The sequence below is a fragment of the Isoptericola sp. NPDC056578 genome (assembly GCF_042793275.1).
Taxonomy (GTDB): Bacteria; Actinomycetota; Actinomycetes; order Actinomycetales; family Cellulomonadaceae; genus Isoptericola.
Window position 1 is genome coordinate 1 of the sequence record NZ_JBHTVC010000073.1, and the last position, 25584, is coordinate 25584.

General features: G+C 75.5%; 26 protein-coding genes. 12 read left to right on the forward strand and 14 right to left on the reverse strand.

Annotation, left to right across the window (positions count from 1 at the left end; translation table 11 throughout):
• Positions 1-23: 23 nt before the first annotated feature.
• Positions 24-2072 (reverse strand): heavy metal translocating P-type ATPase, encoded by a 2049-nt coding sequence (locus ACFQ80_RS20235; RefSeq protein ID WP_430564932.1) that lies wholly within the window; start codon positions 2070-2072, stop codon positions 24-26.
• A gap of 321 nt (positions 2073-2393) precedes the next feature.
• Between ACFQ80_RS20235 and ACFQ80_RS20240 the strand changes: the two genes are divergently transcribed.
• The 3 genes from ACFQ80_RS20240 to galE all read left to right on the forward strand — a co-directional run bounded on the left by ACFQ80_RS20240 (position 2394) and on the right by galE (position 6943).
• The gene (locus tag ACFQ80_RS20240; RefSeq protein WP_430564911.1) at positions 2394-3386 is read left to right on the forward strand and encodes an arabinan endo-1,5-alpha-L-arabinosidase; all 993 of its coding nucleotides are present in this window, start codon (positions 2394-2396) and stop codon (positions 3384-3386) included.
• Between the two features lie 110 nt (positions 3387-3496).
• Positions 3497-5719, forward strand: a complete 2223-nt coding sequence (locus ACFQ80_RS20245) for a HelD family protein (protein WP_430564912.1) — start codon at positions 3497-3499, stop codon at positions 5717-5719.
• 120 nt (positions 5720-5839) lie between these two features.
• The gene (gene galE, locus ACFQ80_RS20250; protein ID WP_430564913.1) at positions 5840-6943 is read left to right on the forward strand and encodes a UDP-glucose 4-epimerase GalE; all 1104 of its coding nucleotides are present in this window, start codon (positions 5840-5842) and stop codon (positions 6941-6943) included.
• A 3-nt stretch (positions 6944-6946) separates the two neighbouring features.
• Here galE and ACFQ80_RS20255 read toward each other — a convergent pair whose 3' ends face one another.
• The 5 genes from ACFQ80_RS20255 to ACFQ80_RS20275 all read right to left on the reverse strand — a co-directional run bounded on the left by ACFQ80_RS20255 (position 6947) and on the right by ACFQ80_RS20275 (position 12491).
• Complete coding sequence (locus tag ACFQ80_RS20255; RefSeq protein ID WP_430564914.1) at positions 6947-7936, reverse strand: TAXI family TRAP transporter solute-binding subunit; 990 nt, start codon at positions 7934-7936, stop codon at positions 6947-6949.
• Complete coding sequence (locus tag ACFQ80_RS20260) at positions 7933-9333, reverse strand: ATP-binding protein (protein ID WP_430564915.1); 1401 nt, start codon at positions 9331-9333, stop codon at positions 7933-7935. The genes ACFQ80_RS20255 and ACFQ80_RS20260 overlap by 4 nt, the downstream gene beginning before the upstream one ends.
• Positions 9334-9339: 6 nt before the next feature.
• Positions 9340-10089 carry a response regulator transcription factor gene (locus ACFQ80_RS20265; protein WP_430549215.1) on the reverse strand — a complete coding sequence of 250 codons (750 nt, stop codon included), beginning with the start codon at positions 10087-10089 and terminating at the stop codon, positions 9340-9342.
• Between the two features lie 60 nt (positions 10090-10149).
• Positions 10150-11121: a CorA family divalent cation transporter gene (locus ACFQ80_RS20270; RefSeq protein ID WP_430549216.1), complete on the reverse strand. Its 972-nt coding sequence runs from the start codon at positions 11119-11121 to the stop codon at positions 10150-10152.
• 80 nt (positions 11122-11201) lie between these two features.
• Positions 11202-12491: an MFS transporter gene (locus ACFQ80_RS20275; protein ID WP_430564916.1), complete on the reverse strand. Its 1290-nt coding sequence runs from the start codon at positions 12489-12491 to the stop codon at positions 11202-11204.
• 87 nt (positions 12492-12578) lie between these two features.
• Between ACFQ80_RS20275 and ACFQ80_RS20280 the strand changes: the two genes are divergently transcribed.
• From ACFQ80_RS20280 to ACFQ80_RS20295, 4 genes are all read left to right on the forward strand, one after another.
• A complete protein-coding gene (locus ACFQ80_RS20280) occupies positions 12579-13559 on the forward strand; it encodes a DUF5937 family protein (protein WP_430564917.1) in 981 nt (326 codons plus the stop codon).
• Positions 13560-13626: 67 nt separating this feature from the next.
• Positions 13627-14805 carry an ABC transporter permease gene (locus ACFQ80_RS20285; RefSeq protein WP_430564918.1) on the forward strand — a complete coding sequence of 393 codons (1179 nt, stop codon included), beginning with the start codon at positions 13627-13629 and terminating at the stop codon, positions 14803-14805.
• A complete protein-coding gene (locus ACFQ80_RS20290; RefSeq protein ID WP_430549220.1) occupies positions 14802-15530 on the forward strand; it encodes an ABC transporter ATP-binding protein in 729 nt (242 codons plus the stop codon). The genes ACFQ80_RS20285 and ACFQ80_RS20290 overlap by 4 nt, the downstream gene beginning before the upstream one ends.
• Before the next feature lie 51 nt (positions 15531-15581).
• Positions 15582-16181 carry a TetR/AcrR family transcriptional regulator gene (locus tag ACFQ80_RS20295; RefSeq protein ID WP_430564919.1) on the forward strand — a complete coding sequence of 200 codons (600 nt, stop codon included), beginning with the start codon at positions 15582-15584 and terminating at the stop codon, positions 16179-16181.
• A gap of 3 nt (positions 16182-16184) precedes the next feature.
• Here ACFQ80_RS20295 and ACFQ80_RS20300 read toward each other — a convergent pair whose 3' ends face one another.
• The gene (locus ACFQ80_RS20300) at positions 16185-16748 is read right to left on the reverse strand and encodes a TetR/AcrR family transcriptional regulator (protein WP_430564920.1); all 564 of its coding nucleotides are present in this window, start codon (positions 16746-16748) and stop codon (positions 16185-16187) included.
• A 100-nt stretch (positions 16749-16848) separates the two neighbouring features.
• On the opposite strand from ACFQ80_RS20300, the gene ACFQ80_RS20305 reads away from it, so the two are divergent.
• Together ACFQ80_RS20305 and ACFQ80_RS20310 are read left to right on the forward strand one after the other, a co-directional pair.
• A complete protein-coding gene (locus tag ACFQ80_RS20305) occupies positions 16849-17163 on the forward strand; it encodes a DMT family transporter (RefSeq protein WP_430564921.1) in 315 nt (104 codons plus the stop codon).
• A gap of 1 nt (position 17164) precedes the next feature.
• Positions 17165-17578 carry a DMT family transporter gene (locus tag ACFQ80_RS20310; RefSeq protein ID WP_430549224.1) on the forward strand — a complete coding sequence of 138 codons (414 nt, stop codon included), beginning with the start codon at positions 17165-17167 and terminating at the stop codon, positions 17576-17578.
• Here ACFQ80_RS20310 and ACFQ80_RS20315 read toward each other — a convergent pair.
• The 3 genes from ACFQ80_RS20315 to ACFQ80_RS20325 all read right to left on the reverse strand — a co-directional run bounded on the left by ACFQ80_RS20315 (position 17532) and on the right by ACFQ80_RS20325 (position 20459).
• The gene (locus tag ACFQ80_RS20315; protein ID WP_430564922.1) at positions 17532-18281 is read right to left on the reverse strand and encodes an SDR family NAD(P)-dependent oxidoreductase; all 750 of its coding nucleotides are present in this window, start codon (positions 18279-18281) and stop codon (positions 17532-17534) included. The two genes, ACFQ80_RS20310 and ACFQ80_RS20315, sit on opposite strands and share 47 nt — an antisense overlap.
• Before the next feature lie 106 nt (positions 18282-18387).
• Positions 18388-19218, reverse strand: a complete 831-nt coding sequence (locus tag ACFQ80_RS20320) for an aldo/keto reductase (RefSeq protein ID WP_430564923.1) — start codon at positions 19216-19218, stop codon at positions 18388-18390.
• Between the two features lie 47 nt (positions 19219-19265).
• Positions 19266-20459 carry an MFS transporter gene (locus ACFQ80_RS20325; protein WP_430564924.1) on the reverse strand — a complete coding sequence of 398 codons (1194 nt, stop codon included), beginning with the start codon at positions 20457-20459 and terminating at the stop codon, positions 19266-19268.
• 149 nt (positions 20460-20608) lie between these two features.
• Between ACFQ80_RS20325 and ACFQ80_RS20330 the strand changes: the two genes are divergently transcribed.
• Entirely contained in the window at positions 20609-21055 is a 447-nt protein-coding gene (locus ACFQ80_RS20330) for a MarR family winged helix-turn-helix transcriptional regulator (protein ID WP_430564925.1), read from the forward strand.
• 18 nt (positions 21056-21073) lie between these two features.
• Here the strand turns inward: ACFQ80_RS20330 and ACFQ80_RS20335 are convergent, their stop codons facing one another.
• From ACFQ80_RS20335 to ACFQ80_RS20345, 3 genes are read right to left on the reverse strand one after another with little or no spacing between them, the layout of a single operon-like run.
• On the reverse strand, positions 21074-21544 hold the full coding sequence (locus ACFQ80_RS20335; protein WP_430564926.1) for a macro domain-containing protein: 471 nt from the start codon (positions 21542-21544) through the stop codon (positions 21074-21076).
• Positions 21545-21578: 34 nt separating this feature from the next.
• Positions 21579-22217, reverse strand: a complete 639-nt coding sequence (locus ACFQ80_RS20340) for a transcriptional regulator (protein WP_430564927.1) — start codon at positions 22215-22217, stop codon at positions 21579-21581.
• Positions 22214-22621 carry a DNA-binding protein gene (locus ACFQ80_RS20345; protein ID WP_430564928.1) on the reverse strand — a complete coding sequence of 136 codons (408 nt, stop codon included), beginning with the start codon at positions 22619-22621 and terminating at the stop codon, positions 22214-22216. Before ACFQ80_RS20345 ends, ACFQ80_RS20340 begins: the two co-directional genes overlap by 4 nt.
• A 119-nt stretch (positions 22622-22740) precedes the next feature.
• Between ACFQ80_RS20345 and ACFQ80_RS20350 the strand changes: the two genes are divergently transcribed.
• Both ACFQ80_RS20350 and ACFQ80_RS20355 read left to right on the forward strand, forming a co-directional pair.
• Positions 22741-23883 carry a PEP/pyruvate-binding domain-containing protein gene (locus tag ACFQ80_RS20350; RefSeq protein ID WP_430564929.1) on the forward strand — a complete coding sequence of 381 codons (1143 nt, stop codon included), beginning with the start codon at positions 22741-22743 and terminating at the stop codon, positions 23881-23883.
• Between the two features lie 59 nt (positions 23884-23942).
• Positions 23943-25070 (forward strand): RDD family protein, encoded by a 1128-nt coding sequence (locus tag ACFQ80_RS20355; protein WP_430564930.1) that lies wholly within the window; start codon positions 23943-23945, stop codon positions 25068-25070.
• Between the two features lie 6 nt (positions 25071-25076).
• Here the strand turns inward: ACFQ80_RS20355 and ACFQ80_RS20360 are convergent.
• On the reverse strand, positions 25077-25584 hold a 508-nt coding region (locus ACFQ80_RS20360; protein WP_430564931.1), incomplete at its 5' end, for a pyridoxamine 5'-phosphate oxidase family protein.

Below are 25584 nucleotides of genomic sequence, written 5' to 3' on the forward strand. Positions count from 1 at the left end.
GGACCGAGCTCAGGGCCCCGCCGTCAGCGGTCCAGCACCCCCCGGGTGGCGACGTCGGGCCGCAGGTCCAGCCGTCGCAGCAGCTGCGCGTTGAGCGCCACCACCACGGTGGACAGCGACATCAGCAGCGCGCCGACGGACATCGGCAGCACGAACCCGACGGGGGCGAGCACGCCCGCCGCCAGCGGCACGGACAGCAGGTTGTAGCCCGCCGCCCACCACAGGTTCTGCTTCATCTTGCGGTAGCTGGCCCGCGACAGCTCGATCACGGACAGCACGGACCGGGGGTCGTCGCTGGCGAGGATGACGCCGGCCGACGCGATGGCGACGTCCGTGCCGGCGCCTATCGCGATGCCGACGTCCGCCTGCGCGAGCGCGGGGGCGTCGTTGACGCCGTCGCCGACCATCGCGACCCGGTGGCCCTCGGCCTGCAGCCCGGCCACGCGCGCCGACTTGTCCTCCGGCCGCACGCCGGCGAAGTACCGGTCGACGCCGAGCTCGTCGGCGACCGAGCGAGCCACCGCCTCGGCGTCGCCCGTGATCATCACGACCTGCACGCCCCGCCGGTGCAGGGCCGCGACCGCCTCGGCGGACTCCGGCCGCACCTCGTCCGCGAGCTTCAGCCCGCCGACGACGGCGCCGTCGCGCAGCACGTGCAGGATGATCGCGCCGTCCGCGCGCCAGGCGTCCGCCTGCGGGACCTCGCCCGCGCCCTGCTCCCCGAGCTGCTCCTCGAGGAGGCGCGGGCCCCCGACGCGCACCTCGTGCCCGTCGACCGTCGCGACCACGCCGACGGCGGGCGACGACGCGAAGTCCGTCGCGCGCGGGACGTCGAGGCCGCGGGCCCCGGCCGCCCGGACGATCGCCCGGGCGAGCGGGTGCTCGCTGTCCGCCTCGGCGGACGCGGCGAGCGCGAGGACCGTGTCGGCGTCCACGTCGCCGACCGCCGCGACGTCCGCGACCGTCGGCTCGCCCTTGGTCAGCGTGCCGGTCTTGTCGAACAGGACGGCGTCCACGGTGCGCATGCTCTCCAGCGCCAGGCGGTCCTTGATGAGCACGCCCCCGCGGGCGGCCCGCTCGGTCGCGATGGAGACCACCAGCGGGATGGCCAGGCCCAGCGCGTGGGGGCAGGCGATGACGAGGACGGTGACGGTGCGGACCACGGCGTCGTCCGGCAGCCCGAGGGCCGTCCAGGCGAGGGCGGTGACGACCGCGGCGCCCAGCGCGAACCAGAAGAGCCACCCCGCCGCGCGGTCGGCGAGTCGCTGGGCCCGCGACGACGACGCCTGCGCCTCGGCCACCAGCCGCTGGATGCCGGCGAGCGCGGTGTCGTCGCCCGTGGCCGTGACCTCGACGCGCAGGCCGGAGTCGGTCGCGACCGTGCCGGCGGTGACGGCGTCGCCCACGGTGCGGCCCACGGTGCGCGACTCGCCCGTCACCATCGACTCGTCCATCTCGGCGCGGCCGTCGACCACCCGCCCGTCGGCGGGGACGCTGCCGCCGGGCCGCACCAGGACGACGTCGCCCACGCGGAGGTCCGACGGCGACACCGTGACGACCTGCTCGCCCGCCGTGCCCTGCTCGACGCGCTCCGCCTCGTCCGGCAGCAGCGCCGCCAGCGAGTCGAGCGCGGAGGTGGTCTGCGCCAGGGACCGCATCTCGATCCAGTGGCCCAGCAGCATGATGACGACCAGCAGCGCGAGCTCCCACCAGAAGTCGAGCTGGTGGTCGAGCACGCCGACGCTGGCGCCCAGCGACGCGACGAAGGCGACCGTGATCGCCAGGCCGATGAGCAGCATCATCCCGGGCTTGCGCGCCCTGAGCTCCGACACCGCGCCCGTGAGGAACGGCCGGCCGCCCCACACGTAGATCACCGTGCCGAGCACCGGCGAGACCCAGTCGACCCACGCCGCGTCCGGGAGCTCGTAGCCGAGCACCATCGCGAACATCGGCGACAGTGCGACGGTCGGCACCGCCAGCGCCAGCATGATCCAGAACAGCCGGCGGAACTGGCCCACGTGATCGCCGTGGCCCGCGTGGCCGCCGTGGCCGGACATGTCATGGCCGGACATGTCGTGGCCCTCGTGCGCGTGGTGGTCGTGCTCCAGGACGCGTGCGGCGTCGGGGCTCCGGTGCCCCGTGTGCTGGTCGTGAGAGGAGTGGTCCACAGCTCGATCCTTGCCTCGGACGGACGGGTTCGCGATCTCGACTGATACCCCCTAGGGGTATTGTCCTGCCGCCAACCATATACCCCCCACCCGTATTCCGCGACCTCTGACGAGCCGACGTCGCCCCCCCGACCTGCACCGTCACCCTTGCGGCGCTTCTACAACGATGGAGAATTCCCCGGGCACGCGAACGCTCACTGAGATCCCTCGACGAAGAGGAGCACCATGAACGCCCGCACCGCCTGGACCAGGCTCGCCGCCAGCGCGACCACCGCCGTCACCGCGGCCGCGCTGGTGGTCGGCTCCGCCGCCGTCACCACGACCGCCGCCGCTGCCGACTATCCCGGCCCCGGCGTCGTCACCGGCGACACCGGGGTGCACGACCCCGACGTCGTGCGGAAGCCCGACGGCACCTACCTCGTCGCCGGCACCGGCGAGGGCGTCCGCCTCAAGACGTCCACGGACCGCACGCGCTGGACGGAGGTCGGCGCCGCGTTCCCCGGCGGCACGCCCTGGGCCGACCCGTACACCGGCGGCGGCACGCACCTGTGGGCGCCGGAGATCCACCACGCGAACGGGCAGTACTACCTCTGGTACTCGGCGTCGTCGTTCGGCGTGAACCGGTCCGCGATCTTCCTGGCCACGAGCCCCACCGGCGACCCGGGCACGTGGACGCACCGCGGCAAGGTCGTCGAGTCGAGCACCTCCGACGACTTCAACGCGATCGACCCCGCGCTCGTCGTTGACGGCGACGGCCGGTGGTGGCTGAGCTTCGGCTCGTTCTGGTCGGGCATCAAGATGATCCGCCTCGACCCGGAGTCGGGCCTGCGCTCGGGCTCCGCGTTCCACGCGCTCGCCGGACGCGGCGGCGGCGCGATCGAGGCGCCCACCATCCACCGCCGCGGCGACCACTACTACCTCTACGTGTCGTTCGACGCGTGCTGCCAGGGCGCCGACTCCACCTACCGCGTCATGGTCGGGCGCTCGACGTCGGTCACCGGCCCGTACGTCGACCGCGCCGGCGTCCCCATGACCCAGGGTGGCGGCACGCAGGTGCTCGCCGGGCACGGGTCGATCCACGGGCCCGGCCACCAGACCGTCTTCTCGGACGTCGACGCCGACGTGCTGATGTACCACTACTACGCCGACTCGGGAGCGTCGTTCCTCGGCATCAACCTGCTCGGCTACGACGACGCCGGCTGGCCGTACGTCTACTGACAGCGCCGCCCACCCCTGCCGAACAGGCGCTGCGGTTCGGGCGCGCGGGGAACAATCGCGGGAGGCGGCGCGTTGGGGCAGGGCCCCGTACACCGTACGAAAGAGGTCTCGTGCCCCAGCCCGCCACCCCGTACCCCTCCGTCACCACCGTCGGTGCCAGCTCCGACACGACCTCCGCCACGACCTCCGACGCCGTCGACGACGCCGTCGCGGGCGCGCTCGAGGAGGAGCAGGCCGCCCTCGACGCCGCATGGTCACGACGCGCCACGGTGCTCGACGAGCTGGAGGTCACGCTGACGGCCGCCCGCCCCGAGGACGCCGCCGCCCGCGCCCGGATCGCGCGGCTGCGGGCGCGGCGCGCGGAGCTCCGGGCGGCGGACCACGGCCTGGTCTTCGGCCGGCTCGACGGCGACGACGGCTCGGTGCGGCGGCTCGGCCGCGTCGGGCTGCCCGGCGCCACCGAGGACGACGAGCCGCTGGTCGTGGACTGGCGCGCCGCCGTCGCCCGGCCGTTCTACACGGCGACGCCGGTGGACCCGCAGGGCGTGCGCCGCCGCCGGCACGTGCGCACGCGCGGGCCGGAGGTGGTCGGCGTCGACGACGAGCCGCTCGACGGCGGGCTGGACGACTCCGGCCTGGTCGGCGAGGGAGCGCTGCTCGCCGCGCTGGACGAGCGGCGCACCGGCCGGATGGGCACCGCGGTCGCCACCCTGCAGCGCGAGCAGGACGACGTCGTGCGCGCCGATGCCCGCACCCCGCTGGTGGTGCAGGGCGGCCCGGGCACGGGCAAGACGGTCGTGGCGCTGCACCGCGTCGCCTACCTGCTGTTCGCGCAGCCGCACCTGGCGGAGCGCGGCGTGCTCGTGCTGGGGCCGTCGACGCGCTTCCTCGACTACATCGCCCAGGTGCTCCCGGCGCTCGGGGAGACGGCGGTCGTCTCCGCCACGTGCGACACGCTGGTGCCGGGCGTGCGGCCCACGCGCGCCGAGGGGCGCGGCGTCGCGGAGCTCAAGGGTCGGTCGTCGTGGCTCCCCGCATTGCGCCGGTTCGTCGCGTCGCTCGAGCCGGACGACGGGCCGCTCGCGCTGGCGCTCGACGGCGAGGAGCACGTGCTGTCCGCGGCGCAGCTGGCGGCCGCGCGCCGCGGTGCGGTGGGTGCGGGCTCGTACCACCAGGCCCGCGAGCGCGCGACCGAGCGGGTGCACGAGCTCCTCGTCGACGCCGTCGCCGACCGCCAGGCCGAGCTGCTCGCCCGCGCCGAGGAGGGCTTCGAGGACGTGCTGGGCCAGCTCGACGCCCGCCTGGCCGCCGCCGACGACCGGGCCGTGCCCACCGGTGCGACCGGTTCCGACGTCGACGGCGTGCTGTCCGAGTCCGACCTCGAGGCGCTGCGGGTGCGCGTCGCGGCCGACCGCGGCGTCGCCGCGGCGCTCGACGCGTGGTGGCCGCGCCGCGACCCGGCCGCCGAGCTCGCCCGCCTGCTGCACGACGCCGACCTCCTGGCCGCGCACGCCACCGACCTCACCGCCGCGGACGTCGCCCGCGTGGTCGCCGAGCCGGCCGGCGGCGAGGACGGCTGGTCGAGCAGCGACGTGGCGCTCCTCGACGCCCTCGCCGACCTGCTCGGCGACCCGCTCGACGGTGCCGGCGACGAGACCGACGAGGACACCCGCGACGGCGTGTTCGTCGCCGCGCGCGCCGCCGCCCGCCGCGACTGGGCGTACGGCCACGTGGTGGTGGACGAGGCGCAGGAGCTGTCCGGCATGCAGTGGCACATGGTGGTGCGCCGCTGCCCCACCCGGTCCGTCACCGCCGTCGGCGACATCGACCAGGCCTCGTCCGCGCACCGGCAGACCGACTGGGGCGAGGCCGTCGGAGACGCCCTCGGCGACCGCTGGCGGCGGGCCGACCTGACGATCTGCTACCGCACCCCGCGCGAGGTCATGGAGCTGACCGTCCCGGTGCTGCGCCGCGCGGGGAGCCGCAACGCCCCGCCGCGCGCCGTCCGCTCCGCCCCGGTCGCGCCCTGGCGGGCCGAGACCGACGAGCGCACGTGGCCGGCGGTCGTCTCCGACGCCGTCGCCGGGATGGCCGGGCGCTACGCGGGCGGCACGGTCGGCGTCGTCGCGCCCACGACCCGGCTCGCCGCGCTGCGCGACACGCTGCCGGACGGCGTGCCCGTGCTGTCCGCGACCGACGCGAAGGGCCTCGAGTGGGACGCCGCCGTCGTGGTCGACCCGGACGGCATCACGGCCGAGCCGCGCGGCTGGAACGGGCTCTACGTGGCGCTCACCCGGTGCACGCAGGAGCTGGGCCAGATCGCCGTGCTGTGACGGTTCGATGCCGGTTTGCACCCTCTGACCTTCCTCAAATCGCCTGCGTGCGCCCGCGCCCGGCCACGAGGATGACGACGCGACATCAACCCGCCGTGAGCCGTGAAGCGAGGAACCCCCATGCGCGTCCTGGTGACCGGAGGCGCCGGGTACGTCGGGTCTCACACGGTGCTCCGGCTGCTCGGGGCCGGGCACGACGTCGTCGTGGTGGACGACTTCTCCCGGGGTGTCCCGGCGGCGCTGGAGCGGGTCGAGATCCTGGCGGGCCGGCCCGTGCCGGTGCACGTCTTCGACGGGGCGGACATCGACGCCCTCGAGCGCCTCTTCGACACCGAGGGCTTCGACGCCGTGCTGCACCTCGCGGGCATCAAGAGCCCGAGCGCCCGCGGCGTCCGCCCGCTGGACAGCTACGAGACCAACCTCGGCACCACCTTCACGCTGCTGCGCTGCATGGCCTGGTACGGCGTCGACCGCCTCGTCGTGTCGTCGTCGGCCGCCGTGTACGGCGAAGGTCGCGACCTGCCGCACGCCGAGGACGCGCCGCTCTCCCCCACCGGCCCGGTCGGCCGCAGCCACGCGATGAACGAGCAGATCCTGCGCGACGTCGTGGCCGACGCCGGCCCCGCCCTGCGCGTGGGCGTCGTGCGGCACTTCTCCGCGGCGGGCGCGCACCCCTCGGGGTCGCTCGGGCCCGACCGGACGGGGGCGTCGGCGAGCCTGCTCACCGCCGTCGCGGAGGCCGCGGCCGGGCTGCGCGACGGGCTCGAGGTGCACGGCGTCGACCACCCGACGCCCGACGGCACGGCCATGCGCGACTACGTGCACGTGGACGACCTCGCCGCCGGGCACGTCGCCGCCCTGGCGGCGCTCGGCGACGCCGAGGAGCAGCTGTCCACCTGGAACCTCGGCAGCGGCCGCCCCACCAGCGTGCTCGAGCTGGTCCGCGCCTTCGAGACCGCCACCGGGCGCACCGTGCCGTACCGCGTCGCCGCCCGCCGGGAGGGCGACGTCTCCGTGTCGTACGCCGACCCCGCCCGCGCGGAGGCCGAGCTCGGCTGGCGTGCCACCCGCGGCGTCGAGGACATCTGCCTCGACCTGTGGCGGTGGCACCAGCGCAACCCCACCGGGTACCCGACGTCCCTCGCGCCGTCCGCCCCGTGGCGCGGCGGCGTCGGACACCGCCTGCGGCTCGTCTCCGCCGTGCCCGCCGCCGCGGCCTGGTAGCCGTCAGTCCTTCGTGTCGCGGTAGTACCGCAGCGCGCCGGGGTGCAGCTCGACCGGGTCGGTGAAGATCGCCCGCACCCGGTCGAGGTTCGCCGCCGACGGCACCTGCGCCGCGATCTGCGCCCGCGCGTCGAACAGCGTGGACACCAGGGTCTGCGCCTCGGCGTCGGGCATGTCGGCGCGCACCATGAGGAAGTTCGGCACCGCGAGCGTCTCGACCACCCGCGACGACCCGTACATGCCCTCGGGGACGATGCCGTGCCGGTAGCCGCTGCCGTACCGGGAGCGCACCTCCTCGACCAGGTCGCCCAGGGGCACGAGCCGCACCGGCACGTCGTCGGCGAGCGCCGTCAGGCCCGGGGTCCGCAGCCCGCCCGACCAGAAGAACGCGTCGATCTCGCCCGCGCGCAGCGCCTCGATCGAGCCGTCGAGGCCGAGCCTCGCGTCGGTGAGGTCCTCGGTGGGCACGTCCGCCGCCGCGAGCAGCCGGTGGGCGATGAGGGCCGTGCCCGACTGCGGCGCCCCGAGGGAGACGTCCTTGCCCCGGAGGTCGTCGATGCTGCGGATCCGGGAGCTCGCCGGCACCACGAGGTGCAGGAAGTCGTCGTACACGCGGGCCAGGGCACGGACGTCGAGCGGCTCGTCGAACTCGCCCCCGCCCGCGACGGCGTCCCGCGCGGCGTCGGCGGCGCTGAACGCCACCTGCGCCGTGCCGGCGTCGAGGCTCTCGAGGTTCTCCACCGACCCGCCCGACTCGTCGACCGCGACCGGCACGTCGTAACGGTCCTCGAGCACCTGCGCCAGCGCCGTGCCGTACGCGTGGTAGATGCCGGTCGAGCCGCCGGTCGCCACGGTGAGCGCGTCGGGGCGCTGCCCGTCCCAGGGGTCGCCGGCGGTGTCGTCGCCCACGCACGCGGCGAGCACCGGCAGCGCCACGAGCACCGTGACGACCAGCACCGCGAGGCGCGCCGCCGGGGAACGCCCCGCCCTCACGACGTCACCTCCGCGTCGACGGGCGCGCCGCCGACCGCCGTCGGCGCGGGCACGCGCAGCCGCACCTCCAGGCCCCCACCGTCCGGCAGGCCCAGCCGCAGCCCGCCGCCGCCCGTGGCGAGCAGCTCCGACGCGATGGCCAGGCCCAGCCCCGAACCGCGCACCGTGCTGTGACCGGGCGAGCGCCAGAACCGTTCGGCGAGGCGGTCCAGCTCCTCGGGCGGCACGCCCGCGCCGTGGTCGCGCACCACCACCTCGACGGCCCCGCCGCCCGGCGCCCCGCCGGTCACCGTGACCTCGACGCGGCCGCCGTCGGGCGAGAACTTCACCGCGTTGTCCAGGACGGCGTCGAACGCGCACTCGAGCACGATCGGGTTCAGCTCGGCCCACGCGCCGTCACCCGGGTCGTCGAAGGTCAGCTCGCGCCCGACGGCGAGCAGCCGCCAGCTGTCCACGCGCCGCGCGACGAGGTCGGCGACGTCCAGCGGGTGGGCGCCCGCGGCCAGGTTCGCGTCGTCGGCCAGGAGCAGCAGGGCGTCGAGGATGTGCGCCATGCGGACCGCCTCCGCACGCACGTGCGCCACCTCGGTGGCGTGCTCGGGCGGCGTGGACAGGGCGAGGTCCTCGACGCGCAGCATCAGCGCGTTGAGGGGGTTGCGCAGCTCGTGCGACGCGTTCGAGACGAACTCCTGCTGGCGGTGCATGGAGTGCTCCACCTGGGCGGCCATCGCGTTGAACCGGGTGATCACCTCGCGCAGCTCGGGCGGCCCGGTGGACGGCGGGATGCGGGCGTCGAGCCGCCCCCGGCCGATCTCGCCCATCGCGGTGTCGACGGCGCGCACCGGCCGCAGCACCCAGCCCGCGGTGCGGTGCGCGATGACGACCGCCAGCACGCACATGGCCAGCCCGGCCGCGACGAGGATGCCCCAGCTCGACCAGATGCTGCGGGAGATCTCCTCCGCGTCGGACACGGTGACGACGGCGCCCACGAGGTCACCGCCGTCGTACACGGGCTCGGCCACCACCACCCGGTCGGCCTTCCACGGCAGCGAGCTGAGATCCGCCTCGCCGCGGCGGCCCGCGAGCGCCGCCTGCCGCTCGTCCACCTCCTGCGGGTCGAGCCCGTTGCTGGCCCACGTGGCGCCCGACTGGTCCACGACCGCGGCCGCCACCCCGTACACCTCGCGGTAGCGGTCCAGGTCGCCCTCGACGATCGTCGGGTCGTCGGCGGTCAGCGACTGCCGGGCCGTGATGACCAGGTAGCCCGCGTCCGCGAGCCGGTCGAGGTAGACCTCCTGCTGGTTCGCCCGCGCGACGTTGCCCGCGTACGCGGTGCCGAGCAGCGCCAGCACCAGCACGCAGGGCACGAACAGGATGATCGCCAGGCGGGTCCGCATCGACCTCTACGCCCCCGTGCCCGCGGGCCCACCGCCGTCGGGCGCTGCCACCCGGTAGCCCACGCCGCGCACGGTCTCCACGACGTCGGGCTCGCCGAGCTTGCGGCGCAGCGACGCGACGTGCACCTCGAGGGTGCGGCCGAGGCCTTTCCAGCTGGAGCCCCACACGTCGCGCAGGATCCGTTCGCGCGTGAGCACCGAGCCCTGCTGGCGCACCAGCAGCGCGAGCAGGTCGAACTCCTTGCGGGTCAGCTCGACGACGGTGCCCACGGCCTCGCCCACCCGGTCGCCCACCGCGCCGGCCGTACGCCGCACCTCGCGCCGCGCGAGGTCCACCACCAGGCCGCGGACGCGCACGCGCGCGTCGGCGGCCTCGGCGCGGGCGCCGTCCCACTCGCGGCCGCGGCCGCGGCGCATGACGGCGTCGATGCGGGCGAGCACCTCGCGCACGTCGTACGGCTTGGTCACGTAGTCGTCCGCGCCGAGCTCGAGGCCGCGGATGCGCGCGTCGAGCCGGGTGCGCGCCGTGACCATGATGATCGGGGTGTCCGAGACGCGGCGGATGCGGCGGCAGACCTCGAAGCCGTCGATGTCGGGCAGCGACAGGTCGAGCAGCACCATGTCGGTGCGCGGGCTCAGCTCGCGCAGGGCGGAGGCGCCGTCGCGGGCGCGGACCACCTCGTAGCCGTGCCGTCCGAGCACGGACACGAGCGCGCCGGCGACATGGTCGTCGTCCTCGACCACGAGCAGCTGCACGGGACCGTCCCTCCGTCGGGCGCCTGGAGCGCACAGGGTAGCGGAGCACCCGCCGGTCGGTCAGAGCCAGCCCACGCGACGGAAGACGCGGTAGAGCACCACGCAACCGACGGCCATGAGCACGAGCGCGAACGGGTAGCCGAGCAGCCAGTGGAGCTCCGGCATGTGGCGGAAGTTCATGCCGTAGATCCCGGCGACCACCGTGGGGTACACGAGGATCGCCGCCCACGCCGAGATCTTGCGCATGTCCTCGTTCTGCCGCACCGACACCTGGGACAGGTGCACCTGCAGCATGTCGGAGAGCAGGTCGTCGTGCGCGTCGAGGTGCCGGTCGATGCGCTCGACCGTCGACGCCACCCGCTCCAGCGTGCGCCGGTCGGCGACGACGCGGCGCTCGTCGGTGGTGAGCTCCGGCAGCTCCGCCGACACGGGCAGCAGCGCCCGCCGCGCCTCGGTGATCTCCCGCTTGAGGTCGTAGAGGCGCTGCACCGGGTCCGCCGTCGTGCGGTCGAAGACGACGCGCTCGGTGTCCGCGACGGCGTCCCCGAGCGCCACCTCCACCTCGGACGCCACGCCCACCAGGCCCAGCACGACGGCGAGCGCCACCCGCTGCGCGCCCGACCCGTGCGTGGGGCCCGGCCCGCGGAGCCGGTCCATCGCGTGCTCGCGCACGCCCGCGCCACCCGCCTCGAACGTCAGCACCGCGTCCGGGCCGGCGAGCACGCCCAGCTCGCCCGTGTGCACCTGCCGGTCGTCCTCCGTGAACCAGACCGTCGGGGTCAGCACCGCCACCCAGTCGTCGTCGAGCCAGCGCACCGCGGCCGCCGGCCGCCTCGGCACGTCCCTCGCGACCACGTGCACCTGCGCGAGCCGCTCCCGCAGCGCCGGGTCGATCTCCTGCGCCGCGGCGAGGAACGCCTCCTTGTCCGTGACGTGCAGCCAGCGCGCCGGGTGGTCGTCGTCCGCGGTCGTCACCGGCGCGCCGTGCGTCCCGACGAACCACTCGCCCGCCCGCGTCCCCTCGTCCGTCACACCCGCATTCTCGGACGAACCTGCCCGAAGGGCGCGGTGGGCGCGTGCCCGGGGCGATCCACGGGCCGCCGACCCGAGCGTCAGGCGGCGGCGGGGACCCCGTCGTCGACCGGACGGGCGGCAGCGGCTCGCGACGCGACGAGCGCCGCGCCGGCTCCGGCGGCGACGAAGATCGCGCCCAGCGCGAGCCAGCCGGGGGTGCCGAACCGGATGGGCAGCGCGGTGACGACGACGGGCGCGGCCATGCCGGCGAGCGCGTAGCCGGTCTGCGACAGGCCCTGGTAGGCGCCGGCGCGGCGCGGGTCGGCGAGCTCGAACGCCATGCCCCAGCCGCCGGCCTCGGACAGCACCTCGCCGAGCGAGTGCGCGACGGCGGCGAGCAGCAGCAGCGTGGTCGCGGCGACGAGGCCGCCGTGCCCGGCCGCCGCGTACAGCACGCAGGCGCCGGCCAGCAGGAGGGTGCCGCGACGCACGGCCCGGCCGGCCGCCCGCACCTCGTGCGTGCCGCGGGACGCGCGGACCTGCAGCAGGGCCACCAGCGCCGTGTTGACCACCAGCAGCGCGGACACGACGGCGGTCGGGGCGTCGGTGGTCGCGACCCACAACGGCACGCCCACGGTCATGACGCCGAACTGCATGGCCACGACGGCGTTGAGCACGACGCTGGCCACGTACGTGCGGTCGCGCAGCGGGTGCATCCCGGGCGCGGCCCGGTGCACGGGGTCGGCGGCCGCGGCGGCGTCCGGGGTGCCGGCGACGGGCGGGTCGGCGAGCATCCGCGCGGCCAGCTCGGGCACGCGGCGCGGCAGCCGGACGAGCGGCACGACGGCGCCGAGCAGCAGCACCGCCGTCGCGACCATCGCGGTGCGGTACGCGGCCGCGGTGTCCACCAGGAGCGCGACGGCGGCGGCGAGCGTGCCGAGCCCGATGAGCACGTTCGTCACGACGCGCAGCCGCGCGCGGACGTCGACGCGCTCGGGGCCGGTGAACCACCGGGCCAGCAGCGCCTGCCGGGCGGTGGACTGCACCCCGCGTCCGGCGCTGACGACGACGGCGACGGCGGTGAAGCTCACCGCGTCGGAGGTGAACGAGTACGCCGCCAGCGCCAGCGCCTGTGCGAGCAGGCCCCACACCTGCACGCGGTGCGCGCCGCGCCGGTCCGACCAGCGCCCGGCGAGGTACGACCCGAGCACGCCCGCGCCGCCGGCGATGCCGAGGCCCAGCCCGACGGTGGTCGCGGGCAGCCCGACCACGCGCGTGAAGTACAGGACGGAGACGGTGTAGAAGATCCCCGTCGACGCGGCGAACGCCATGGTCGAGACGGTGAGGGCGCGCGCCACGGGGTCCCGCGGCAGGAGGGTCTGGATCACGGCACCAGTAGGGACCCGTCCGTCCGTACCCGGAACGGATGTAGCGCTGGCCTACATCTATGCTCACACCGTGGGACGGAGCCGCTGATGGGCTGGATGCACTACGAGCTGGCGGGCATGGACCTCGCCGACGTCCGGTTCGCCGTCTCCCCGCTGAACGAGCTGGTGCTGTCGCTGCGCGCGTGGCGCGACCCCGGCCGCTTCCCCGTGCACCTGCCGTGGCTGCGCCGCGTGCAGGAGGCCCGGCCGACCCTCGACGGCGAGATGCTGCTCGCGCTGACCAACGAGGTGATGTGGACGCCGGACTTCCTCACGCCGCGCCCGGGCAGCCCGCTCACCCGCCTCGACGACGAGCTCGTCGGCGTGGCCGGCGTCGACGACGCCGTGGTCGCGCACGACCTCGCCGCGGTGCACCCGGGCGGCCTGCCCGCTCCGCTGCGCGGCCCGCTCCCCCGCGTGCGGCGCCGGATGCTCGACGCGCTCACCGGCTACTGGGACGCCTGCTTCGCGCCCGTCTGGCCGCGGATGCGTGCCGTGCTGCAGGCCGACGTCGTGCACCGCGGCACCGTGATCTCGGCGCGCGGCGCGGGCGCGATGTTCGCCGACCTCTCCCCTCGGGTCTCGTTCGCCGAGGGCGTGGTGAGCGTCCGCCTGGGGACGCTCAGCGGCGAGCACCGCCGCTCCACCACCGGGGCGGGGCTCACGCTCGTGCCCACGCTGTTCACCCGGGCGGCGTCCGCCCCGATCTCGCCGGCCGAGCCGCCGATGATCATGTACGGCGCGCGCGGCACGGGCACGCTGTGGCAGGCGGAGCGGCACGTGGCGGACCGCGCCCTCGTCGCCGTCCTGGGCCGCGCGCGGGCGGGCCTGCTCACCGCGCTGGAGCACCCGGCGTCGTCCACCGAGCTGGCCCGCCGCCTCGACGTGACGACCAGCGCCGTCAACCAGCACCTGCGCGTCCTGCGCGACGCCGGCCTGCTGACGTCGGCCCGCGCCGGCCGCTCCGTGCTGTACCTGCGCTCCGAGGTGGGCGACGCCCTGGCGGGCGGCGGCCGCGAGGCCCGGTGACCCACCCCACAGCCTGAGCTCCCGCATCCCGACAGTTTCCCGACGTCGCGTTGGTATCGTTCCCGACATGACGTCGGCAACTGGTGCCGGCGCGGAAGGGAGCACGATGTTTCTGGCGTGGCGCGAGCTGGTGTTCGCGCGGGCACGGTTCGGCCTGATGGGGGGTGTCGTCGCCCTCGTCGCGATCCTCGTCGTCATCCTCTCGGGGCTCTCCTCGGGGCTGGTGAACGACGGCGTCTCCGGGCTCAAGAAGCTGCCCGTGACGGCGTTCGCCTTCGACGAGGGCACCCCCGTCGACTCGGCGTTCTCCCGCAGCACGGTGGAGCGGGACCAGGCCGCACGGTGGGCCGAGGAGGACGGCGTCGCCGACGCCGCGCTGTTCGGCAACCAGCTCGTCAACGCGGAGGGCCCGGACGGCGAGGCGGTCGACCTGGCCCTCTTCGGCGTCGACCCCGACTCGTTCCTCGCGCCCGCGCCCGACCTCGTCACGCAGGGCGAGGGTCTCGCGCAGGACGACGGGATCGTCGTCAGCGAGACCGTCACCGACCTCGGGCTCGGGGTGGGCGACACGGTGACGGTCGACCGGCTCGGCACGAAGCTGACGATCGTCGGCGTGCTCGACGGCCAGCACACTTACGGGCACGTGGACGTCGCGTACGTCCCCCTCGCCACCTGGCAGGAGATCCACGCCGGCGCCGGACCCGGCGACGAGGTGCGCCCCGAGGCCTACGACGAGGCGACCGCCGTCGCGCTCGCGGAGTCCGACGGGGCGGACCTCGACCTCGCGGCCGCCGGCGCCGGCACCGGGACCGCCGCCGTGCCCCTCGAGGACTCGTTCGAGGGCTCGCCGGGGTACGCGGCCGAGACCCTCACGCTCGACCTCATCCAGACGTTCCTGTACGCCATCTCCGCCCTCGTGGTCGGCGCGTTCTTCACGGTGTGGACCATCCAGCGCCGGCACGAGATCGCCGTCGCGCGCGCCATGGGCGCCCGCTCGGGCTACCTGGTCCGCGACGCCCTGGGGCAGGCCGCGGTCGTCCTCGTCGGCTCGACCGCGGTGGGCGTCGCCGTCGGCGTCGGGTTCGGCGCGCTCCTGACGTCCACCGCCATGCCGTTCTCGCTCGAGCCCGTGCCGGTGGCGGCCGCCGCCGCGCTGCTGGTCGTGCTCGGCCTCCTCGGCGCGGCCGCCGCCGTCGGCCGCATCGCCCGCGTCGACCCGCTCACCGCCCTCGGAGGACAGCGATGACCCAGCCCGCACCCACCACGACGACCACCGCCACCGCGCGGCCCTCCGCCGCAGGCGACGGCCTCCGCCTGACCGACGTCGTGCTCACCCTCGGCGACGGTGACACCACCGTCGTCGCGCTCGACCACGTCGACCTCGCCGTCCCGGCGGGCGAGCTGCTCGCCGTCGTCGGCCCGTCCGGCGCCGGGAAGTCGAGCCTGCTCGCCGTCGCCGGGGCGCTGACCCGGCCCGACTCCGGCACCGTCCAGGTGGACGGCGTGGACGTCGGCCCCCTCTCCGGCTCCGGTCAGGCCCGGCTGCGGCGCGAGCGGATCGGCTTCGTGTTCCAGTCCGGCAACCTCCTGCCCGCGCTCACCGCCGTCGACCAGCTGCGGTTCGCCCTGCACGCCACGGGGCGCAAGGTCGCAGGCTCTGCGCGGTCGCCGCTCGAGCTCCTGGAGCAGGTCGGCATGGCGCACAAGGCCGGCCGCCGGCCGCACGAGCTGTCCGGCGGCGAGCGCCAGCGCGTCGGCATCGCCCGCGCGCTGGTGACGGCCCCGGCTCTCCTCCTCGTCGACGAGCCGACCGCGGCGCTCGACCGGGCGCGCAGCCACGACGTCGTCGAGCTCCTCGCGGCCGAGACGCACGACCACGGCGTCGCGACCGTGATGGTCACCCACGACCACGACGTCCTGGAGCACTGCGACCGGGTGGTGCGGATGGAGGATGGGAGACTGGTCGACTGACCGTCACGCCCCGGGCCCGCGGGCCCGGGGCACCCGCGAGGAGGAGTGCCCGTGCCGCGCATCAGCGCCCCCACCGTCGTCGAGCACCGCGCGGCGCAGCAGCGGGCGCTCCTCGACGCCGCGCGTGCCCTCCTCGCCGAGACCGGCCGCCCGCCCACGTTCGCGGCGCTCGCCGAGCGCTCCGGCCTCGCGCGGCCGAGCATCTACCAGTACTTCCGCTCCGCCGACGACCTCCTGCGCGCGATGGTCGAGGACGTCTTCCCCCGCTGGGCGGCGACGGTCGCGAGGGCCATGGACGACGCCGACGACGACGCCGGCCGGGTCCTCGCCTACGCGCGGACCAACCTCGAGCTCGTGGCCGAGGGCGAGCACGCGCTCGCGACCGCCCTGGCCAGCGCCGGCCCCGCACCCGCGGTGGCGCAGGGCACGAAGGCCATGCACGGCGAGCTCCTGCGCCCCCTGGTCGACACCCTGCGCGCGCTCGAGGTGCCGCACCCCGGCCGCACCGCCGAGCTGGTCAACGCCGTCGTCAACGCCGCGTCGCGGATGCTCGAGTCCGGCGCCCCGTTCGACGAGGTCTGGGGCAGCGTCGAGGAGCTCCTGACGCCGTTCGTCGCCCGGCACGGGCACGGCGGCGCCGCGACCTCCTGAGCCTCAGCCGGTCACGCGCGCCAGGTGCGCGTCGAGCACGTCGAGCGCCCAGCCGGCGTCGGCGTCGGGCTCCTGGCGCACGACGTGCAGCGCGATCCCGTCGACGAGCGCGTGCAGCCCGCGCACCTCGACGTCGGACGGCGGGCCCCCGGCGAGGGTGGCGAGCGCCCGCGCGCACACGTCGCGGATGGCGTCCTGCGCGGCGCGGTGCCCGTCGCGCAGGGCGGGGTCGGTCATGGCCGCGGTCCCGAGGGCCAGGTAGGCCTCCATCTCGGTGCGCCGCTCGGCGTCGAGCGGGAGGAGCTGCGCGAGCACCGCGCGCGACCAGCCGTCGCCCTCCTCGACGGCGTCCACCCGCTCCTGCAACCGTTCCAGCACCAGCGCGACGGCGCGCTCGCGCACGCTGGACACGGTGGGGAACGTGTAGCGCAGGGAGCTCTGCGGCAGGCCGGCCTCGGCGGCCACGTTGCGGACGGAGAGGGCCTCGAGGCCGTCGCGCACGAGGACGCGCCACGCGGCCTCGGACACCTGGCGGCGGCGTTCGTCACGGTCGAGCTTCTGGGGCACCCGCCCATGTTCGCACAGTCGTGCGAAGTGTGCTAGAACTGTCTTCGCACGATCGTGCGAAGACCTTCCAGCAGATCCCGACCGAGGGGAAGTGAGAGCCGTGGACTGGCTGATCCTCATCGCCGCCGGCGTGATGGAGGCCGTGTGGGCGACCGCGCTGGCCGCGTCGCGCGGCTTCAAGCGCCCGGTGCCGACGACGGTGTTCGTCGTCGGACTGGCCCTGAGCATGTGGGGCCTCGCGCACGCGATGCTCACGATCCCCATGGGCACCGCCTACGCGGTGTGGGTGGGCATCGGCGCGGTGCTCACCGTGCTGGTCGCCATCGTGCGCGGCGACGAGCGGCTGACGGTCGCGCGCGCCCTGCTGCTGGTCGGCCTGGTCGGGTCGGTCGTGGGACTCAAGGTGGTGAGCTGACATGAGCGCGAAGAACACGAGCACCATCGCCTGGGGCGTGCTGCTGGCCAGCGCCGTCCTCGAGGCGGTCTGGGCCACCGCCCTGCACGCGAGCCGCGGGTTCACCGTGCCCGCCGACACGATCGTCTTCGTCGTCGCCCTGTCGCTGAGCATGCTCGGCCTGGGCTACGCCGCGAAGCACATCCCGATCGGCACCGCCTACGCCATCTGGACGGGCGTCGGCGCCGCGCTGACGGTCGCGTGGGCGATGGTCAGCGGCACGGAGACCGCGTCGCTGCTCAAGGCGCTGTTCCTCGTCGGCATCATCGGCTGCGCCATCGGCCTCAAGGTGGTCGGGCACGACGACGAGGGCGCGGAGGAGCGCGAGGTCAGCGCCGGTGGACCACCTGAGCCGCGGCCTGGTCGCGGGGCATGAGCAGCACCTGGTCGACGTTGACGTGCGCCGGGCGGGTGGCGATCCACGCCACCGTCTCGGCGACGTCCTCGGCCGTGAGCGGTTCGACCCCGGCGTAGACGGCGTCGGCCTTCTCCTGGTCGCCCTTGAAGCGGACCAGGGAGAAGTCGGTGTGCACCATGCCGGGGTCGATCTCGCTGACGCGCACGGGCTGGCCCAGCAGCTCCAGGCGCAGCACCCGGGTCAGCGCGGCCTCGGCGTGCTTGGCCGCGTTGTACCCGGCGCCGCCCTTGTAGGGCTCGCGCCCCGCGATGGAGCCGATGGTGATGACCTGCCCGTCGCCGCTGGCGACCAGGCTCGGCAGCAGCGCCTTCGTGACGCGGACGGTGCCGAGCACGTTGATGTCGTACATGCGCTGCCAGTCGGCGAGGTCGGCGTCGGCCACCGACTCCGTCCCCAGCGCGCCGCCCGCGTTGTTGACGAGCAGGTCGCAGCGTCCGAGGCGCTCGTCGACGGCGGCGGCGAACGCCGCGACGGACGCGTCGTCCGTCACGTCGAGCGGGATCGCCGTGCCGCCGGTCTCGGCCGCCACCTGCTCGAGCCGGTCCATGCGGCGGGCGCCGAGGACCACGTGGAAGCCCGCCGCCGCGAGGGCGCGGGCGCTGGCGGCACCGATCCCGCTGCTGGCTCCGGTGACGACGGCGACGCGGGTGGGGACAGGCATGAGGGAGTCTCCTCGGAGCGGGGATGCCGGTCGGCACGGCGTCGACCTCGGGCTCCCCCGATCGTAGTGGCCGACGCCGTGCCGTTCCGTGCCGCGAGCGGACGTCTCAGCCGTTGAACGCAGCCGGGTGCGGCCCGGTGCGACCGTCGCGCTCCAGCCCGTCGATGGCGGCGAGCTCGGCGTCCGTCAGGTCGAAGCCGAAGACGTCGAGGTTCGCGGCGATGCGCGCGGGTGTCACGGACTTGGGGATGACGACGCGCCCCTGCTGCAGGTGCCAGCGCAGCACCACCTGGGCGGGCGTCACGCCGTGCGCGCGGGCGGCGTCGACCACGGGCGCGTCGCCCAGGACGGCGCCCTGCGCCAGCGGGCTCCACGCCTCGGTCACCGCGCCGTGGCGGGCGTTCGCGGCGACGGTCGCGCGGTTCTGCAGCGCGGGGTGCAGCTCCACCTGGTTCACGACCGGGGTGCTGCCGCCCAGCGCGGCCACGCGGTCGAGGTGCTCGGGCAGGAAGTTGGAGACGCCGATCGACGTCGCGAGGCCGGCGTCGCGCAGGTCCTCCAGGCCCTTCCAGGCGTCGAGGTAGTCGTCCGTGGCGGGGGTGGGCCAGTGGACGAGGTACAGGTCCACGTGGTCGAGGCCGAGCTTCTCGAGGCTCTCCTCGAGGCCCTCGCGGGCCGCAGCGCGGCCGAGCCTGTCGATCCACAGCTTGGTGGTGACGAACAGCTCGTCGCGGGCGACGCCCGACTCGGCCAGGGCGCGGCCCACGCCGCGCTCGTTGCCGTAGACGGCGGCCGTGTCGATGCTGCGGTAGCCCGCCTGGAGCGCGGCGCTCACCGCGGCCGTGGTCTCGGCGTCGGGCACCTGGAAGACGCCGAAGCCGAGCTGGGGCATGGTGCGGCCGTCGGAGAGCGTGACGGTGGGGACGTTCGCGGTCATGGGGGAGGTCCTTCCGGTGGTGCGGGGCTGAGGTTCAGGAGGGTGGGTCAGACGGCGGCGGGCGCGAGCTCGCGGTCGGCGTCGCGCGCCGGGGCGAGCTCGCCGCCCCGGGTGCGCACGGCGACCAGGAGGACGCCGAGCCCGGCGACCGTGACGACCGCGCCCACCCAGAGGGGCGAGGTGTAGCCGGCGCCGGCGGCGAGGGCGAGGCCCGCGGCCCACGCGCCGAACGCGTTGCCGACGTTGAACGCGGCGATGTTGGCGCCGGAGCCGAGCGTCGGCGCCGCGTCCGTGTACCGCATGATGCGCGTCTGCAGCGCGGGCACGGTGGCGAAGCCGAAGCCGCCCATGAGCAGCAGGCCGACGACGGTCGCGACCTGGCTCTGCGCCGTGAGCGCGAAGAGGACGAGGACGACGGCCAGCACGGCGATCACGGTGACGAGCGACCGGACGAGGTTGCGGTCGGCGGCCCGGCCGCCCAGCACGTTGCCCGTGACGGTGCCGACGCCGAAGACGACGAGGAGCCACGGGACGGCGGCGCTGCTGAAGCCGCTCACCTCGGTGAGCGTGAACGCGATGTAGCTGAAGGCGCCGAACATGCCGCCGTAGCCGAGCACGGTCACCGCCATGGACAGCCAGACCTGGCTGCCGCGGAAGATGCGGAACTCCGTGAGGACCGACCCGGTGGAGCGGTGCTCCGTGCGCGGCACGAGCACGGCGATGCCGATCAGACCGAGCACGCCGACGGCGGTGACGGCCCAGAACGTGGCGCGCCAGCCCGCCGCCTGGCCGAGGAACGTGCCGAGCGGCACCCCGGCGACGTTCGCGACAGTCAGACCGGCGAACATGATCGAGATGGCGGCCGCGCGACGGTTCGCGGGCACGAGGTCGGCCGCGACGACCGCGCCGATCCCGAAGAACGCGCCGTGGCACAGTGCCGCGACGACCCGGCCGACCATCGTCATGCCGTACGTGGGGGCGACGGCGCACAGCAGGTTGCCGACGATGAACAGGACCATGAGCAGCAGGAGGGCCCGCTTGCGCGGCATGCGGGACAGCGCCGCGGTCATGGCGATGGCTCCGACGGCGACGGACAGGGCGTAGCCGGAGATGAGGTAGCCGGCCACCGGCTCGGTGACGCCGAAGTCGGCGGACACCTCCGGCAGCAGGCCCATGATGACGAACTCGGTGAGTCCGATGCCGAAGCCCCCGAGGGCGAGGGCGTACAGCGCGGCAGGCATCGAGGCCTCCAGGGTGGGGAGCGGGGAACGTTGCGCGTGCACTAGTTGCACGCGCAACGTTCTAGATAGTTGCACACGCGCTATATCGGCGCAAGGCGCTATGCTGTGACCCGGACGACGGGCCGCCACGGGCCCGCGAGGAGGCCGACATGGGAATCGCCGACGACGCCGTCGAGATCCGCGCGCGCGGCTGGCGCACGCTCGCCGCGCTGCACGGGCTGATCGAGACGGACCTGGAGCGCGCGCTGCAGAAGGAGCACCAGCTCTCCGTCGTGGAGTTCACCGTGCTCGACGCGCTGAGCCGCCAGGACGGCTGGCACATGCGCATGCAGCAGCTCGCGCGTGCCGCCGCGCTGTCCAGCAGCGCCACGACGCGCCTCGTCACCCGCCTCGAGGACCGCGGCCTGCTCACGCGCATCCTGTGCGCCGACGACCGCCGCGGCATCTACACCGAGCTCACGCCCGCCGGCCGGGCCCTGCTGACAAAGGCCCGGCCCACGCACGACCGCGCGCTCGAGGACGCCCTCACGCGCGCCGAGAACATCCCGGAGATCGCGCCGCTCGCGTCGTCGCTGCACGAGGTCGCCGCGGTCTGATGGCCCACGGCCCGGGCGTCAGCCCTGCGGCCCGTACAGCCGCACGTCGACGCCGTCGAGCTCCCCGAGCGCGGCCACGATCCGCGGGCGCACCACGCCCCAGTCGAGTCCGCCGAGCCCGGCACCGAGGGCGGGCACAGCGACCGACCGGATCCCGTGCCGCCGGATCACCGCGGCGAGGTCGACGAGGCCGTCGTCGACGAAGGCCAGGCGCGACGCGGAGCGCCAGTGCTCCTTGGTCGGGAAGCTCACGACGAACCGCGGGCCGGAGTCCGCGCCGGTCTCCCACACGTGCATCCGCCCCACACGCACCTCACCGGAGCGGCAGGCCTCGCGGTAGTCGTCGAACATCGCCGGGTAGGCGCGGCGGAACTGCAGGGCGAGCCCCTTGCCCATCACGCCGACCGTGTTCACCGCGTTGACCAGCGCGTCGACGTCCGCCGCGAGCAGGTCGCCGCTCGCCTCGCTGATCACTGCCCGTCCCGTCACCCGCCCAGGGTGCCAGCAGGGACCGACAGCGATCTCAGGCGCCGCGCGGGAGTCCCGCGGTGGCGAGCAGGTCCTCGTGCAGCTCCATCCACACCCCGTGGACGGAGGCCGTGCCCAGGCCGGCCACGCGCGCGCCGTCGCCGGCCCGCGCCGCGGCCAGGGCGTCGTCGAGCCGCAGGTCGTAGCCGGCGAAGCGGGCAAGCTCGCCCGCGAGCCCGGCGAGCACCGGGCGCACGCCGTCGACGACGTCGGCGAGCTCGGCGAGCACGCGGCCGTCCCACGACGCGTCCCGGTGGTCGTTGACGTCGAGCCGGCCGCCGTCCGCGGGCCGCAGCTGCCAGTCGGTGCACGCCCTGAGCAGCCGGCCGTTCAGCGGGTCGAACGCGGTGACCGCCTCGCGCACGACGGCGGCGGCACGGCCGGTCGGGTCGGCGGCCAGCTCGGCGGCGAGGCGCCGCTCGCCCTCGGCCCGCCCGCGCCCGGTGAGGGACCAGCCGCCGGTCCCGGCGAACTCCGCCCAGGTCACGTGCCCGAACGCCTCGAGATCCAGCAGCAGCTCGCGGGCGACCTCCGCCGCGAGCCCCGACCGCTCGGCCACGGCCCGATCGTCCGCCGTGCCCCGCACGCGGACGGCGTGCAGCACGAGGAGCTCGGGCTCCGACGCACGGCTCACGGCGACTCCCCCGCACCGGCGGACCGTGCGACGAGCCGGTCGAGCCGCTGCTGCACGGCCTGCGGGGAGCCGAGACCCAGCGCCGACGCCATCCGCCCCCACGTGTGCCCGGCGGCGCGGGCGGAGAAGAGCGCCGCCGTCTCGAGCTGTTCCGCCTCGGCGCGCGCGGCGGGCACGAGCGCCAGGGCGGCGAGCGCCCCGGCGGCGTCCTGCTCGGGCGTGAGCTCCCCGCGCGCGGACCGCCACAGGTAGTGGCGCACGAGGTCCGTCGCCGACGGCGGCACGGACGCCGGCTCCCACGGCCGCGGCGCGAGCGCGTCGGCACCCAGGTCGAGCAGCACGCGGCGGGCGCCGGCCTCGGCGCGCGCGGCGCCCTCGTCGGCGTCGTGAGGCTTGCGGTCCATGCGGAGACCGTGCACCATCAACGAACTGTTGTCAACGACATGTTGAGCAGCGCCGACGTCGGTCCCTGCGTGCCGCCGTCGGCGAGCTCGCGAACGACGTCCAGGGACGGAGGTGCGGCGTGGAGCCTGTCGTGCCGCTCGACGACGCGGCCCCGGCGCACGGCGGCAAGGCCGCCGCGCTCGGCGTGCTGCGGCGGGCCGGGCTGCCGGTGCCGGACGGCTTCGTCGTCCCGGCCTCCCTCGACGGTGACGGCCTCGTCGCCGCCGTCGACGGTGCGCTCGACACGCTCGGGCGACACGCGCCCGTGGCGGTGCGGTCGTCGGCGTCGGACGAGGACGGCGCCCGCGCGTCGGCGGCCGGGCAGTACGCCACGGTGCTCGGGGCCGTCGGCACGGACCGCGTCGTCGAGGCGGTCCGAGCCTGTCGCGCGTCGGCGGCGGGCCCGCGCGCCATGGCCTACCGGTCCGCGACGTCCGGCCTGCACACCCCTGCCGACGTCTCGGTCGTCGTGCAGCGGCTGGTCGACGCGCGCGCGGCGGGCGTGCTGTTCACGGGCGACGGGCGCGCCGTCGTCGAGGCCTCGTGGGGGCTGGGCGAGAGCGTGGTGCAGGGCGCCGTCGGCCCCGACCGCTGGACCGTCGCCGACGGCCGCGTCGTCGAGCACCGCACCGGCGACAAGCGCACCCGCGTCGACCGCGCGCGTACCGGACCGGGCGCCGGCACGACCACCCGCGACGTCCCGGCGTCGGAGCGTGACCGCCCCTGCCTCGACGACGACACCGTGCTGCGCCTCGCCGCGCTCGGACAGCGGGTCACCGACCTGCGCGGCGGGCCGCAGGACGTCGAGTGGGCGGTGGACGACGCGGGCACGGTCTGGCTCCTCCAGGCCCGACCCGTCACCGCGGCCCTCCCCGAGCCGCCCGCGGAGCGTGGTGGGCGCGCAGACGTGCTGCGGGGCACGGGGGCCAGCGGCGGCCGGGCGAGCGGGCCGGCGCGGGTGGTGCACGGACCGGACGGCTTCGCCGCCGTGCGGCCCGGCGACGTGCTCGTGTGCCGCGAGACGGACCCCGCGTGGACGCCCCTGTTCGGCGTCGTCGCCGCCGTCGTCACGGAGACGGGCGGGCTGCTGTCGCACGCGGCGATCGTCGCGCGCGAGCTGCGGCTGCCCGCCGTGCTCGGCGTGCCCGCCGCGACCGACGTCTTGCGCGACGCCCCGGAGGTGACGGTCGACGGCGACGCGGGCACGGTCGCGACCCCCTGACCTGGACACGGGCTGGACGCCCCGTGGACGCGCTCGCCCGCTCGTGGAAGCATCCGGCCATGACGACGACGGCGTCCCCTCGGGGCACCTCCACGGGGGCAGGGCGGCCCGTCGAGCACGCCCTCGGCCCGTTCCCGCCCGACCGCCCGCCGGCGGCGTGGGGACTGCGCGTGCTGGCGACGCTGCTCGACTCCGCGATCGTGGCGGCGGTGGTCTTCCTCGCGACGGGCGCCGCGCCGACGCTCGCCGCGCTCCCCGGCCTGGGCAAGCCCGGCGGGACCGGCGGCGCGGCCTGGACGGCCGGCACCCTGCTGGCGCTCGGGATCCTCCAGGCGTACACGGGCGCGACGCCGGGCAAGCGGGTGGCGCACGTCGCGGTGGTCGACGACCGCACCGGCCGCCCGATCGGGCTGCTCGGAACGGTGCTGCGCTGGTTCGCGCACATGCTCGACGCGATCCTGCTGATCGGCTACCTGCGCTCCGCGTTCCGGAAGGACGGCCGCACCTTCGCCGACTCGCTGCTCGGCACCGTCGCCGTCCGCACCACGGCGCCCCCTGCGCATCCGCTCGTGGCCCGGCTGCGGGCCTCCCGCGACCGGCACGCGCCCTGGCTGCGCTGGCCGCGACCCGTCACCGGCGGCGTCGCACTCGTGCTGTGCGCGGCGGCCGCGGCGGCGAGCGTCACCGCGAGCTCCGGCGGCGGGCAGCAGATGTCCGAGCAGCAGTCGTCGTGCATGAGCACCGGGGACTTCGCCGCGACGGCAATGATCGGCAGCGCCCGGTCGTTCGACATGGACTCCCGGCTCGGCATCACACGCGTCGACGTCACACGCTGGCAGGTCGCGGTCGCATGGACCACCGGGCTCAGCGTGGACTCGAGCGACAACCCGGAGGTCGGCGACCTCGAAGCCCGCCTCACCGTGACCTCGCCGGACGGGAGGCACCTGTACTGGGCCGAGTCCCCGGGCACGACCGGCCCCGACGAGGCCGGCGACGGGATCGACGAGGCCGCCGACGTCGCATGGTTCTCCCCCGCCGACGAGGTCGCGTCCACCGTGGTCACCGTGCCCGGGGAGCCCACGGGCTGGTCGGCGCGCGCGGAGCTGTTGGACGGCGGCGCGGTCGTGGCGGAGTGCTCCGCTCCCGTCCCGACCATCGACGCCGACCCCGCGAGCCTGTTCGACTGAACGACGTCAGGGCCGGAAGGTCGTCTGCCCGTGCGGCGACTTGGCGAACGCGAGCACCTTGTCGACCACCACGCGGTAGACGAGCGCGCGCTGGCCGTGCGGGTCGAAGGACTCGTCGTCGTTCTCGAAGTCCCAGGCGTCGCCGTACTTGGCGCGGAAGCCGTCGGCCAGCCGACGCAGCTCGGGGCCGCCGGTGGCGCGGACGACGACGCCCTCCACGACGACGTCGAGGCCGGCGTCCCACTCCGGGGTCCCGATCGTCACGGCGACGTGCGGGCTGTGTGCGAGGTTGTGGGCCTTCTGCTCGCCGGGACCGGTGCAGAAGACGAAGCCGTCGTCGGTCCACAGCCCGACGAGGGGCGTGACGTGCGGGCGGCCGTCCGCCCGGATGGTGACGAGCTGGTAGACGGTCGCGGCCGTCAGAGCGGCCTCGACCTCGGGCCAGGGCGTGGGATCGGTGGCCTCGCTGAAGCGGGCGTCGAGCGTTCCGGAGGGTGTCATGACAGGGCAGACC

Bases quoted from the DNA above. Each gene is read 5' to 3' on its own strand.
- ACFQ80_RS20260 (WP_430564915.1), bottom strand. From the start codon at position 9,333: ATGCGGACCCGCCTGGCGATCATCCTGTTCGTGCCCTGCGTGCTGGTG.
- ACFQ80_RS20310 (WP_430549224.1), top strand. From the start codon at position 17,165: ATGAGCGCGAAGAACACGAGCACCATCGCCTGGGGCGTGCTGCTGGCC.
- ACFQ80_RS20285 (WP_430564918.1), top strand. From the start codon at position 13,627: ATGACGTCGGCAACTGGTGCCGGCGCGGAAGGGAGCACGATGTTTCTG.
- ACFQ80_RS20280 (WP_430564917.1), top strand. From the start codon at position 12,579: ATGGGCTGGATGCACTACGAGCTGGCGGGCATGGACCTCGCCGACGTC.
- galE (WP_430564913.1), top strand. From the start codon at position 5,840: ATGCGCGTCCTGGTGACCGGAGGCGCCGGGTACGTCGGGTCTCACACG.
- ACFQ80_RS20235 (WP_430564932.1), bottom strand. From the start codon at position 2,072: ATGTCCGGCCATGACATGTCCGGCCACGGCGGCCACGCGGGCCACGGC.
- ACFQ80_RS20290 (WP_430549220.1), top strand. From the start codon at position 14,802: ATGACCCAGCCCGCACCCACCACGACGACCACCGCCACCGCGCGGCCC.
- ACFQ80_RS20315 (WP_430564922.1), bottom strand. From the start codon at position 18,281: ATGCCTGTCCCCACCCGCGTCGCCGTCGTCACCGGAGCCAGCAGCGGG.
- ACFQ80_RS20330 (WP_430564925.1), top strand. From the start codon at position 20,609: ATGGGAATCGCCGACGACGCCGTCGAGATCCGCGCGCGCGGCTGGCGC.
- ACFQ80_RS20320 (WP_430564923.1), bottom strand. From the start codon at position 19,218: ATGACCGCGAACGTCCCCACCGTCACGCTCTCCGACGGCCGCACCATG.
- ACFQ80_RS20345 (WP_430564928.1), bottom strand. From the start codon at position 22,621: ATGGACCGCAAGCCTCACGACGCCGACGAGGGCGCCGCGCGCGCCGAG.
- ACFQ80_RS20325 (WP_430564924.1), bottom strand. From the start codon at position 20,459: ATGCCTGCCGCGCTGTACGCCCTCGCCCTCGGGGGCTTCGGCATCGGA.
- ACFQ80_RS20240 (WP_430564911.1), top strand. From the start codon at position 2,394: ATGAACGCCCGCACCGCCTGGACCAGGCTCGCCGCCAGCGCGACCACC.
- ACFQ80_RS20355 (WP_430564930.1), top strand. From the start codon at position 23,943: ATGACGACGACGGCGTCCCCTCGGGGCACCTCCACGGGGGCAGGGCGG.